This window comes from Cryobacterium sp. SO1, from assembly GCF_004210215.2.
Taxonomy (GTDB): domain Bacteria; phylum Actinomycetota; class Actinomycetes; order Actinomycetales; family Microbacteriaceae; genus Cryobacterium.
Genome location: NZ_CP067394.1, coordinates 292,330 through 304,230 on the forward strand (window position 1 = coordinate 292,330; position 11,901 = coordinate 304,230).

Sequence of the window (11,901 nt, forward strand, 5' to 3'; positions counted from 1 at the left end):
CTACCACCGACACCGCCCCTGCCCGCGCACCCCCCCGTCTCACCCCATCCGCGAACCGTGAGAAAAGCACCCAAAATCACGAAAACACGGTGCTTAACTCACAGTTCGCGGGCTAGGCGGGCTAGGAGGACGGGCGGGTGGCCTTTACGTGCTCGTAGGCGGCGAGGGCGGCCCGGCGGGTCTCGCCGAGGTCGACGAGGGGCTGCGGGTACGACGGGGTGCCCCACTCTGGCACGTTCTGGCGCACGTACTCGTTGGTGGGATCGAACTTGGCCGCCTGCAGCTCGGGGTTGAACACCCGGAAGTACGGTGCCGCATCCGCCCCGGAACCGGCCACCCACTGCCAGCCGAACGGGTTGCTGGCCGGGTCGGCGTCGACGAGGGTGTCCCAGAACCATTGCTCGCCCTCCCGCCAGTCGATGAGCAGGTTCTTGATCAGGAACGACGCCGTGACCATGCGCACCCGGTTGTGCATGCTGCCGGTGCGCCACAACTCGCGCATGCCCGCGTCCACCAGGCGGAAGCCGGTGCGTCCCCGCTGCCAGGCCGAGAGCGCGGCCTCATCGAGCGGCGGCCAGGGGAACGCGTCGAAGCCGGGGCGCAGGTTGGCGGTGGCCAGATCGGGCGCGTGGAAGAGCACGTGGTAGGCGAACTCGCGCCAGCCCACCTCAGTGAGGAACCGGGTGGCGCTAGTGGCGGCCGCGCCGCTGAGGCCGCGGCGAGCGATATCGGTGGCGTGCCAGATCTGGTGCGGACTGATCTCGCCCCAGCGGAGGTAGGGCGAGAGCCTCGAGGTGGCCTGCTGCGCGGGCAGGTCGCGCTCGGTGCCGTACTTCGGCAGGGACTCGTCGAGGAAGGCCGCCAGCAGTTGATGGGCGGCGGCCTCACCGGGCGTCCACGCCTCGCGCAGGCCGCCGGCCCAGTCCGGGTGGCTGGGCTGCAGCTCCCACGACGCGAGGTCGTCACCGGGCAGAGCGGGTGCGGCGTCGGTGAGCTCCGACGGCGCCGGGTAGGGTGCCCGCGGCGGCGGTCCGGCGGTGCACGCCCGCCAGAACGGGGTGAACACCGTGTACGGCGTGCCGCCTCCGGTGCGGATGGTCCACGGTTCGAATAAGAGCGAACCGGCGAAACTGTGCGCCACGACGCCGGCCTCGGTCAGGCTGGTCTTGATGCGGGTGTCCACCTCACGCTCTGCAGCCCCATACCGGCGGTTCCAGAACGCGGCACCGGCGCCGAGCTCCTCGACGAGTTCGCCGATCACGGACTCGGCCGCGCCCCGGCGCAACACCAGACGGCCGCCTAGCGCCGCGGTGTCGGCGGCGAGCGAGACCAGGCTCTGGTGAAGCCACCAGCGGGCGGCACCACCGAGCGGGCGGATGCCGGGGGAGACCTCGTCGAGCAGGTAGACCAGGGCGATCGGCCGGCCGCGTTCGAGCGCCGCGGTGAGGGCGGGGTTGTCGCCCAGTCGTAGGTCGTCACGCAACCAGACCAGCGAGGGCCCGTCAGGATGGGCCGGGGCCGGGGCGGTCGAGGGAGTGCCGGTCGAGGCCGTGCTGGGAGAGGCCGGGCCGGAGGCAGCGGAACCGCCGGTCATGTTCAGGCCGCGCTTTCGTCGGCGTCGGAGACCCGCAGCACGATCTTGCCGCGGGTGTGTCCACCCTCGAGGGCCCGGTGAGCGGCGGCGCCCTCGTCGAGGTCGAAGACCGAGTCGATGTTCACCCGCACGCTGCCGTTGTTGATCAGCGCCGTGATGGTGTCGAGCACCCGAGCGTCAGCGGCGACCTTGTAGCCGGTCGCGCGCACCCCGACGGCGGCAGCGTCGGCCTGCATGGTGGGCCAGCTGCCGGTGGGGGCGTTCACGAGCAGGCCATCGGGCCGGAGCGTCGCGAGCGACCGGGTTCCGGTGGCGTCGTGCACGTTGCCGATCAGGTCGATCACGCTGTCGAGATCCGAGAGGGTCTCCTCGAACCGGGTGGTGCTGTAGTCGATCACCTCGTGCACGCCGAGGCGGTGCAGAAACTCCACCGAGGCGGTGGAGCCGGTCGCGGTGACGTGGGCGCCCAGGTGCCGGGCGAACTGCACGGCGAAGTGACCGACGCCGCCGCTGCCGGCGTGGATGAGCATCCGCTGGCCGGGTGCCGCGCCGGCGAGGGTCACCATGCCCCAGGCGGTCATGGCCGCCAGAGGGATGCCGGCGGCCTCGATGTGGCTCACGGCGACGGGCTTGCGGGCCACAGACAGGCTCGACACCACCAGGTACTCGGCGTAGCTGCCCGCGATGCGCGGCGGCCGGGCCATGCCGTACACGGCGTCGCCGGGCTGCAACGGGAAGGTCTCGTAGGGGGCGCGCACCACCACGCCGCTGAAGTCGTTGCCGAGCACGGTGGGGTAGCCGCCGATCGCGGCGGCGGCGCCGGAGCCGGCCCTGGTCTTGGAGTCGATGGGGTTGATGCCGGCGGCCACCACGCGCACGAGGAGTTCGTCGCTCACCGGGACGGGCAGCGGCAGCTCGGCCAGGTGCAATTCGTCGGGACCGCCGGTGCGGTCGATGACGAGGGCGCGCATGGACGTGGGCAGATCCGAAGAAGTGGGCATGTGTCTATTCTGTGCCACCGAACCGCGAGTAGAAGAGGTAGAGCGCTGGTCGTGCGGTTCAGCGACCGTAGTCGTAGGATGGCGGCCCGGCGGCGCGCTCACGTTCGCGCTGGTGGTTGAGCAGGTCGATCAGCTGGTCGGCGAACCCCACCAGGATGCTGATCTGGTCATCATCCCGATCGATCCACCGGCACTCGGGGACGGCGGAGCGCGGCACGAAGTTGTCGTGTTCCTCCCACACCAGCAGGGTGCGGTCGGCGCCGAGCACGTACTGCTGCCACCAGATCTGACGCAGGTATGAGCGGGGGATGCTGCGCCAGGGCTTGCTGGTGGTCTTGATCTCGGCGAGTTCGAATACCCCGTTGCCCGCACTGCCCAAGCCGTCGGGAGTGGCCAGGTGGCGACGCTGCTCGGCCGCGTGGAACAGGTTGGTGCTCGGTTCGATGCCGTAGTTCGCCAGCACCCAAGCCGCGATCTCCGGCTCCCTGGCGCGGCCGTGATCGGTGTACGGGTTGCCGCCGAAACCGCTGCCGTTGATCTTCTCCCTGGCCGCGGTGTGCACCGATTTCTCGGTGGCGAGCTTGGCAACATCCGTGGCGGTGATGCCCTGGCTGCGAGCCCGCAGCCAGGCGACCCGGTCGGTGGAATCGGCCACGATGCGCGACAAGTGGGAATGCGCGGACGGCACCGGGAGCGGGGGCTGCTGCACGAGTAATTCGGCAGACTCCTCGCCCATGTCGAACAGGGCGAGCAAGTTGTGGGGCACCCGCCTATTCTGCCGCACCGCGGCGCCGCCGCCGTCGGGGCAGGCCGGAGACCCAGGGACCGGGCGGCGGCCCCACACGGAACACCCCGGACGAGAACTCGTCCGGGGTGCCCTCTACATGCAGTGCCCGTCAATGCAGTGCCCGTACAGACAAAGCAGGGCGATCAGGCGACCTCGCGCAGGACGCCGTTCCTGATGACCAGACGTCGCTGGGCGCGCTTGGCCACGGCACTGTCGTGGGTGACCACGATCAAGGTGAGGCCGCGGTCGCGCCAGAGCCCCTCGAGCAGATCCATGATCTCGTCGCGGGTCTGCTCGTCCAGGTTGCCGGTCGGTTCATCGGCCAAGAGCACGGCCGGCTCCTTGACCAGGGCACGGGCGATCGCCACGCGTTGCTGCTGGCCGCCGGAGAGCTCGGCCGGCAGGTGGCTGCCGCGTTCGCCGAGCCCGACGGACTCGAGCGCTGCCGCGGCCCTGGCGGTGCGTTCGGCCGAGGGCACCCCCAACGGAGCGAGCGCGGTCTCCACGTTCTCCTGCGCGGTGAGGGTGGGGATCAGGTTGAAGCCCTGGAACACGAAGCCGATCTCACGCGCCCGGATCTCGCCCAACGGCCCCTGGCCGAGCTGGGACAGATTGGATGTGCCCAGCTCCACGGTGCCGTCGGTGGGCCGGTCGAGGGCGCCGAGCATCTGCAGCAGCGTGGACTTGCCGCCACCCGTCGGACCCTGGATGGCGACCATCTGGCCATCCGGAATGGACAGGGTGACCTTGTTCAGTGCCGTGACCGAGCGCTTGCCCTGGTCGTATTTCTTGGTGACATCGGTCAGTTCATACATGGGAGCTCACTTCTGGGAGGTCGTCGACGGAGGGGATCACGCGATGCTGCGCAGCGCTTCTGAGGGGCTCAGGCGCGAGGCACGCCAGCCGCCGATGGCACCGGCGAGCAGACCGCCGAGCACGGCGAGACCGACGGCGATGAGGATGACCGACAGGGTCACCGGCACCTGCAGCACGATGTCGGAGGTGGTGGCTTCCACCGCAGCCTGACCGAATCCGCGGCCGCCGCCGGGACCGCCCATGGCGGCTGCCGCGTCGGTGGTGGCGGCGCCCGCGGTGAGGGTGGGGGCGACGAGGTTGATCACCAGGATGCCGACCAGGCCGACCGCGATGCCGACGACCCCGCCGATCAGGCCCTGCACCAGGGATTCGCCCGCCACCTGGCGCACGATCCGGCCGTTCGACCAGCCAATCGCCTTGAGGGTGCCGAATTCGCGGGTGCGCCGGGTGACACCGGAGATCGTGAACAGGATGGCGATCAGGAACGCGGCGGCCAGCACGATGAGCGACAACCAGAGACCGAGGTTCTTGACCAGGTCGGAGGCGCTGGAGAGCGACCCTGACACGCTCGACGCGAGGTCGGACTGGGTCTGCACCGTCGCATCCGGCAGGGCGGTTTCGATGTCGGCCTGGATCTGTTCGATGTCGGTGGACGAGGCCGCCTGCACGTAGATGTCGGTGACCTGGTCGGTCAGGCCGGACAGGGTCTGGGCCACGTCGAGCGGGATGTAGACGTTGGACGCGGTGGCGGCATCCGCCGACGAGGCGGTGACCAGACCGACGACTGTGAAGTCGGTGCCCGCGATGGCGACGGTGTCGCCCACGACGAGCTCAGCGGTGGTGGCGTAGCCGGCGTCGAGCACGGCGACGTTGCTGCCGGCGTCGGCGCTTTCCAGGCTGCGACCGTCGGTCAGGCTCACGGCCGAGAGCGGTCCGACCGCATCATCGGCCGGGTCGAGGCCCAGCACGGTGAAGGAATCGACGCTGAACGAGCTGCCGCCGGCGCCGTCGGGGCCGCCGCTGGGCGCTGTGCCCCCGGCTTCGGCGTCGTCCCCGCTCGGCGCGGTGCCGGTGTCGGAGCGTTGCGGCAGGGCGCCGTCGAAGGTGGTGTTGCTCAGCGACAGGGTCGCGGCTGCGACGGAGACCGTGTCGATGCCGCTGACGGTGTCCAGCGCCGTGGCGTCGAAGGCGGTGGTGCCGCGGTCCACGGAAAGCCTGGACTGGCTGACGGTGGTGGTCCCGTCGGTAGTGGCACCGTCATCCGCGCCGAAGTCGAAATTCTGCGGGCGGCCGGCACCCGCTTCGCCCTCGGTGGGCGCCGTCGGCGTCTCGCTGACGGTGATGTCGGTGCCGACGACGTACACCGAGGCCAGCACGGTGGACTGGGCCAACTGCACCCCGCTCGAGACGGCGTTGACGATAATGACCAGGGCGATGGCGAGCGCCATGCCGATGGCGACGATGGCGGTCTGCTTACGGCGACCCGCCAGCTCTCGTCGCAGATAGGTGACAAACATCGATTCTCCACTCCGGTGGCAGGGAGGTTCCCGCCTTTCGTTTCTGAAGCTAAGGACCCCGGTTATGGCCGCACCATGGCCTGCCTATGAATCTGCCCAGCATGCGACCGGGGAGGGTTTTCTCAGGGCGGCACTGGCTGACACATAGCCCGTTCATAGAAAAGGCATGGATACTTCGATCCATGAGCACACGAACCACCGAGCAGCCGGCCCACGGACCCCGCCTTCGCAAGGCCGACGGCTCCCCGATCCGGGTCCTCGTCGTCGACGACGAGCCCACCCTCACCGATCTGCTCTCGATGGCCCTCCGCTACGAGGGCTGGGAGGTGCGCACCGCCGGCGAAGGCCGGGCGGCCATCACCCTGGCGCGCGAGTTCCGGCCGGACGCCATCGTGCTCGACATCATGCTGCCCGACATCGACGGCCTGCAGGTTCTCCAGCGGGTGCGGGCGGATGGCTATGAGACGCCGGTGCTCTTCCTCACCGCCAAGGACTCCCTCGACGACCGCATCGCGGGCCTCACCGCCGGCGGCGACGACTACGTCACCAAACCGTTCAGCCTGGAGGAGGTCGTCGCGAGACTGCGTGGACTCATCCGCCGCTCAACCATGGCCGTCTCGGACTCCAACGACCCCCGCATCACCGTGGGCGACCTCACCCTCGACGAGGACAGCTACGAGGTGTTCCGCGCCGGCGAACAGATCGAACTGACCGCCACCGAGTTCGAACTGCTGCGCTTCCTGATGCGCAACCCGCGCCGGGTCCTCAGCAAGGCCCAGATCCTGGACCGGGTGTGGAGCTACGACTTCGGCGGCAAGTCCTCGGTCGTGGAGATCTACATCTCCTACCTGCGCAAGAAGGTGGATGCCGGGCGCGAGCCGATGATCCACACCGTGCGCGGTGCCGGTTACATGCTGAAGATCGCCTGATGGCCCGAAGGCCAGCCGCGGTGAACGTCCCGATCATCGCGACCCGCACCGGTCGCGCGCCGTGGACGCTTCGCCGCCGGCTGGTCGTTGCGGTGGTGGGGCTCCTCGCCCTGGTCAGCCTGGTCATTGGTGTGGTGAGCGTGGCCATCCTCAGCGCCAGCCTGATGGACGGCCTCGACCAGCAGGTCACGAGCGCCGCCGAACGCTCCAGGGTGTTCTTCGACCGCCGGCCGAGCGGTGATTTCACCCTCCCCGCGGCAACGGCCAACGATGTGCTGAACGGGCCCTCCCAACCGCCCGGCACCCTGGCGCTGGTCTACGACGGCGCCACGGTCACGGCCGGCTACACCGATGACACCGGTGCGGTCGTGGCGTTGAGTAACGACCAGGTCACTCAGCTCGTCACCGAACTCGACACCGCCGTGCAGGAAGGCGGCACGGCCGTTCCGTTCAGCGTGAACCTCGGCGGCGACGTCGGCGAATACCGGGTCCTGGCCGAAACGGCGCGCTCCGGCGCCCTGTATTTGGTGGGACTGCCGGTCGCCGGCGTGACCGGAACGGCCACCCAGCTCGCTCTCATCATCGCGATCGTGTCGCTGGTCGGCATCGTGCTGGTGGCCTTCCTCGCCACCGCCATAGTGCGCCTGGCCCTGCGGCCGCTGCAGCGGGTCACCGCCACCGCCACCCGGGTCTCCGAATTGCCGCTGGACCGAGGCGAAGTGTTGCTGGTCGACCGGGTGCCGGCGGCGGACACCGACCCCCGCACCGAGGTCGGCCGGGTGGGCTCCGCGCTCAACCGCATGCTCGACCACGTCGACGTCGCCCTGGAGACCCGGCAGGCCAGCGAGAACAAGGTGCGCCAGTTCGTGGCGGATGCCAGCCACGAGCTACGCACCCCGCTCGCGTCGATCCGCGGCTACTCCGAGCTCACCCGCCGAAGCGGCCAGGAACTGCCGCCAGACGCCATCCACGCCCTCGGCCGCATCGAGTCGGAGTCTGTGCGAATGACCGGGCTTGTCGAGGACCTGCTGCTGCTCGCCAGACTGGACGAGGGCCGCGAACTCGAGCGGGAGCCTGTGGACCTGACCACGCTGCTCGTCGACGTGGTCAGCGACGCCCATGCGGCCGGCCGTGACCACACCTGGGACCTCGACCTGCCCGAAGAACCCGTGCTGGCCGCCGGCGACGGCCCGCGCCTGCACCAGGTCTTCGCGAACCTGCTCGCCAACGCCAGGGTGCACACCGACCCCGGCACCCGGGTGGAAGTGGTGCTGGGCGTCGAGGGGGAGCACGCCGTGGTGACGGTGACCGACAACGGCCCCGGCATCCCGGAGAACCTGCGGGCGACCCTGTTCGAGAGGTTCGCCCGCGGCGACAGCTCCAGGTTCCGCGGCACCGGGGGCAGCACCGGCCTGGGCCTGGCGATCGTGCAGGCCGTTGTGCTGGCGCACCGCGGCGAGGTCACCGTGGACAGCAGGCCGGGTCGCACCAGCTTCAGGGTGGTCCTGCCCCTGGCCTGAGAGGCGCGGCCGTCTGGTCGCCTGAACGGGTTACGCGGCGCCGTCCGGCGAGTTCAGCCGTTTCAGCATCAGGGCGAAGTTGTGCAGGTCGGCTTCGGGCCAGCCGGCCAGCCGGCCGTGCAGGAGACTTTTGTTGCCGCCGGGCACGGCCGCCATCTTCTCGACCGCCAGCGGGGTCGCCGCGAGGTACTTGGCGCGCCCGTCGGCCGGGTCCGCGGCGAGTTCGAGCAGACCGAGGTCCTCGAGCAACCGGGCCTGGCGGCTGATCACGCTGCGGTCCACATCGAGCGCCTCGGCCACCGCGCTGGCGTGGGTCGGGCCACAGCGGCGCAGCATCCACAGGATCTTGAGGCCGAACGGCTGGAGTGCCGGATCGACGCGCAGGGCCGTATGGCGCATCGCGCCTCGCACATAGGCCGCGAGTTGCATCATCTGCTCCTCGACCTGGGCCAGCGCGTCGGCGATGTCGGGCTCGCTGCCGTGGGGAAGGGCCGGCTCGCCGGGCTCGGCGGCCGGGGGGAGCTCACCGTTCTCGGTCATGAGCATCACCCTAGCGACCCGTTCCCGGGTTTCCCGACCGGCCGTCGGCATCCGGCTGCACGCGGATCGAGCCGGTCGGGTGGGCCAGGCCCACCGGGGCGAGGCCGGCGGTGGCCGCACCGACTTCGATCAGGATGTCTTCGGCGCCCTCGAGTTCGCGCAGGTCCTCATCCTCGAGGTTCTCGGGGGAGTTCTTCGTGTTCGTCGCCGCCTCGGCCTTGGTCAGGGCGATCGCGGTCTGGGTGCCCAGCGACGCGTTGGGCATCAGCGCCACCATCACCAGGGTGATCACGGCCAGGGGCACACCGAGCAGGAACACCGTGCCGACGCCGGAGCCGTAGGCCGACTCGACGACCACGCGGATGGCGGCCGGCAGGTCGCTGACGTGGGGGATGACACCGGAACCGAGGGTTTGCGCGGCGACGGCCTGGTCGGCCGGGGCGAGCGTGGTGATGCCGTCCTTGATGTGCTGGGCGACGACGGTGCCGAGCACGGAGCCGAGTACCGAGACGCCCACGGTTCCGCCGAGGCTGCGGAAGAACGTGACGGCGCTGGTGGCCACACCGAGGTTCTTCACCTCGATGGAGTTCTGCACCACCAGGACCAGGTTCTGCATGACCATGCCCAGGCCCGCGCCCAGGACGAACATGAAGATGCCCACCAGGATCAGGTTGGTGTCGTACTGCAGGGTGCCAAGCAGCAGCAGGCCGGCGACCACGAGGACCGAGCCGGAGACCATGATCGACTTCCACTTGCCTGTGCGGCTGATCAGGGTGCCGAACAGGGTGGACGAGATGAGCAGGCCGCCCATCATCGGGATGGTCAGCAGCCCGGACTGGGTGGGTGTGGCGCCGCGGGCCAGCTGCATGTACTGGCTGAGGAAGACCGAGGTGCCGAACATGGACACGCCGACCGAGATGCTGGCGACGGTGGCGAGGGTGAAGGTGCGGTTCTTGAACAGGGTGAGCGGGATGATCGGCTCGGCGACCTTGAACTCGACGATCACGGCGGCGATGAGCAGCAGCGCTGCGGCGGCGACCATGATGAACGAGGTGACGGATGCCCACTCGAAGTCGTTGCCGGCCAGGGTGACCCAGATCATCAGCAGCGAGACGCCGCCGGCGATGAGTGCGGCGCCGAGGTAGTCGATCTTCACAGCACGCTTCACCCGCGGCGGCAGGTGCAGGGTGCGCTGCAAAAGCACGATGGCGACGATGGCGATGGGCAGGGCGATGAAGAAGTTCCAGCGCCAGCCGAACGCATCCGTCACGACGCCGCCGAGGAGTGGGCCGCCGACCGTGCCGAGGGCCATGACGCCGCCGAACAGGCCGGCGTAGCGGCCCCGGTCGCGGGGGCTGATGATGTCGGCCATGATGATCTGGCTGAGCGCGGCGAGGCCGCCGGCGCCGAGGCCCTGCAGTACGCGGAAGCCGATGAGGGTGCCGGTGTCCTGAGAGAAGCCGGCCAGGGCCGAGCCGATCACGAAGGTGGCCAGGGCCAGCTGGATGAGCAGCTTGCGGTTGAACAGGTCCGCGAACTTGCCCCAGATGGGCGTGGACACCGTGGTCGCCAGCAGGGTCGCGGTGATCACCCAGGTGTAGGCGGACTGATCACCCTTGAGGTCGGAGATGATGATCGGCAGCGAGGTGCTCACCACGGTGCCGGCCAGGATCGAGACGAACATGCCCAGCAGCAGACCGGACAGGGCTTCGAGCACCTGGCGCTTGGACATGGAACCGTCGGCCGATATGGTCCGGTTCGGGGATGTGGTGGTGCGGGAACGGCGTGACATGAATCTCCAGCTGAATAATTGACAGATGTCAACTATAAATAGATAGTGGACTTCTGTCAACTACTTTCACGGATCCGTCTGGCGGATGCTCGATTTGCGCTCAGCCGGGGGAGTCCCGTAGTGTGGGCAACAGCCAAAGACCGCCGGTTGTCGCTGCCCAGAAATGGAAAAGCGATCGAAGGTTCATTCACGTGAACGGCCCGCGCAGGTGTTCGAAGTTAGCCAGTCCAACTGGCCTCAGCTCCGGCGCTTGCGCTGGGGCTTTTTTCATGTCTGCGCCCCGGGCTACCGGCACATGAATATTTAGAGGAGCGCCATGGCGAACAAGGAAGCAACGGTCGCCGAGCTGCAGGAGAAATTCCAGAGCTCGACCGCCGTTCTGCTCACCGAGTACCGCGGACTCACTGTTGCGAAGCTCAAGGAGCTGCGCACGTCCATCAGTGAGGACGCCACGTACGCCGTGGTAAAGAACACGCTCACCAAGATCGCGGCCAACAACGCCGGCATCACGTCTTTCGACGAGGAGCTCGTTGGTCCGTCCGCTATCGCTTTCGTACACGGTGACCCTGTCGCCGTCGCGAAGACCCTGCGTGCCTTTACCAAGGCAAACCCTCTCCTGGTTGTCAAGGGTGGTTACTTCGACGGTAACCCCCTGACCGCCGCAGAGGTAGGCAAGCTCGCCGACCTCGAGTCCCGTGAAGTTCTGCTCGGCAAGCTTGCCGGCGCCTTCAAGGCCTCGCTGTTCGGAGCCGCATATCTGTTCAACGCACCGCTGTCGAAGGCTGTTCGCACCATCGACGCGCTGCGTGAAAAGCAGGAGTCCGCGAACTAGGCATCTGCCTGTACCGCGGTGAGTAACTTTAGAAACTAATAGGAGAAAAATCATGGCAAAGCTTTCCACTGAAGAGCTGCTCGAGCAGTTCAAGGGCCTCACCCTCATCGAGCTCTCCGAGTTCGTCAAGGCATTCGAGGAGACCTTCGAGGTCACCGCCGCTGCCCCCGTCGCCGTCGCCGGAGCCGCTGGCCCCGCCGCCGCTGCCGAAGAGGTCGAAGAGCAGAGCGCGTTCGACGTCATCCTCGACGCCGTTGGCGACAAGAAGATCCAGGTCATCAAGGTTGTGCGCGAGCTCACCAGCCTGGGCCTCGGCGAGGCCAAGGCCGTTGTCGATGGCGCGCCGAAGGCCGTCCTCGAGGGCGTTGCGAAGGAAGCTGCCGAGAAGGCAAAGGCTTCCCTCGAGGCCGCTGGCGCCACCGTCACCCTCAAGTAATCTCGCCCCGCAAGGGGTTGTTGCTTGAGGTGTAACGGCTTAGCCGCACACTCGCGAAACGGGCGTCGCATCCACACGGATGCGGCGCCCGTTTCCGTACCCCTCCCTCCCCTCGCTTCCCCTCCCGGCTCGCCCAT

11 protein-coding genes are annotated in these 11,901 nt (G+C 68.6%); 4 read left to right on the forward strand and 7 right to left on the reverse strand.

The window, feature by feature from the left end:
* Window positions 1-121 precede the first annotated feature (121 nt).
* The 5 genes from BJQ95_RS01435 to BJQ95_RS01455 form a co-directional block, all read right to left on the reverse strand.
* Window positions 122-1,594: a deoxyribodipyrimidine photo-lyase gene (locus BJQ95_RS01435; RefSeq protein WP_130177235.1), complete on the reverse strand. Its 1,473-nt coding sequence runs from the start codon at window positions 1,592-1,594 to the stop codon at window positions 122-124.
* A 2-nt stretch (window positions 1,595-1,596) separates the two neighbouring features.
* Complete coding sequence (locus BJQ95_RS01440; RefSeq protein ID WP_240694688.1) at window positions 1,597-2,595, reverse strand: NADP-dependent oxidoreductase; 999 nt, start codon at window positions 2,593-2,595, stop codon at window positions 1,597-1,599.
* 58 nt (window positions 2,596-2,653) lie between these two features.
* A complete protein-coding gene (locus BJQ95_RS01445; protein ID WP_130177236.1) occupies window positions 2,654-3,331 on the reverse strand; it encodes a YqaJ viral recombinase family protein in 678 nt (225 codons plus the stop codon).
* 194 nt (window positions 3,332-3,525) lie between these two features.
* The gene (locus BJQ95_RS01450) at window positions 3,526-4,197 is read right to left on the reverse strand and encodes an ABC transporter ATP-binding protein (RefSeq protein ID WP_130177234.1); all 672 of its coding nucleotides are present in this window, start codon (window positions 4,195-4,197) and stop codon (window positions 3,526-3,528) included.
* Between the two features lie 36 nt (window positions 4,198-4,233).
* Window positions 4,234-5,715 carry an ABC transporter permease gene (locus tag BJQ95_RS01455; RefSeq protein WP_130177233.1) on the reverse strand — a complete coding sequence of 494 codons (1,482 nt, stop codon included), beginning with the start codon at window positions 5,713-5,715 and terminating at the stop codon, window positions 4,234-4,236.
* Between the two features lie 182 nt (window positions 5,716-5,897).
* Between BJQ95_RS01455 and BJQ95_RS01460 the strand changes: the two genes are divergently transcribed.
* On the forward strand, window positions 5,898-6,644 hold the full coding sequence (locus tag BJQ95_RS01460) for a response regulator transcription factor (protein WP_130177232.1): 747 nt from the start codon (window positions 5,898-5,900) through the stop codon (window positions 6,642-6,644).
* Window positions 6,644-8,164 (forward strand): cell wall metabolism sensor histidine kinase WalK, encoded by a 1,521-nt coding sequence (locus BJQ95_RS01465; RefSeq protein WP_130177231.1) that lies wholly within the window; start codon window positions 6,644-6,646, stop codon window positions 8,162-8,164. Before BJQ95_RS01460 ends, BJQ95_RS01465 begins: the two co-directional genes overlap by 1 nt.
* 30 nt (window positions 8,165-8,194) lie before the next feature.
* Here the strand turns inward: BJQ95_RS01465 and BJQ95_RS01470 are convergent, their stop codons facing one another.
* Both BJQ95_RS01470 and BJQ95_RS01475 read right to left on the reverse strand, forming a co-directional pair.
* Window positions 8,195-8,704, reverse strand: coding sequence for a MarR family winged helix-turn-helix transcriptional regulator (locus BJQ95_RS01470; RefSeq protein WP_165384896.1), 510 nt, complete (start codon window positions 8,702-8,704; stop codon window positions 8,195-8,197).
* 10 nt (window positions 8,705-8,714) lie between these two features.
* Window positions 8,715-10,436 carry an MDR family MFS transporter gene (locus tag BJQ95_RS01475; protein ID WP_130177229.1) on the reverse strand — a complete coding sequence of 574 codons (1,722 nt, stop codon included), beginning with the start codon at window positions 10,434-10,436 and terminating at the stop codon, window positions 8,715-8,717.
* Between the two features lie 376 nt (window positions 10,437-10,812).
* On the opposite strand from BJQ95_RS01475, the gene rplJ reads away from it, so the two are divergent.
* Window positions 10,813-11,328 carry a 50S ribosomal protein L10 gene (gene rplJ / locus BJQ95_RS01480; RefSeq protein ID WP_130177228.1) on the forward strand — a complete coding sequence of 172 codons (516 nt, stop codon included), beginning with the start codon at window positions 10,813-10,815 and terminating at the stop codon, window positions 11,326-11,328.
* A gap of 52 nt (window positions 11,329-11,380) precedes the next feature.
* Window positions 11,381-11,764 carry a 50S ribosomal protein L7/L12 gene (gene rplL / locus BJQ95_RS01485; protein ID WP_066592329.1) on the forward strand — a complete coding sequence of 128 codons (384 nt, stop codon included), beginning with the start codon at window positions 11,381-11,383 and terminating at the stop codon, window positions 11,762-11,764.
* The last annotated feature ends 137 nt before the right edge of the window (window positions 11,765-11,901 follow it).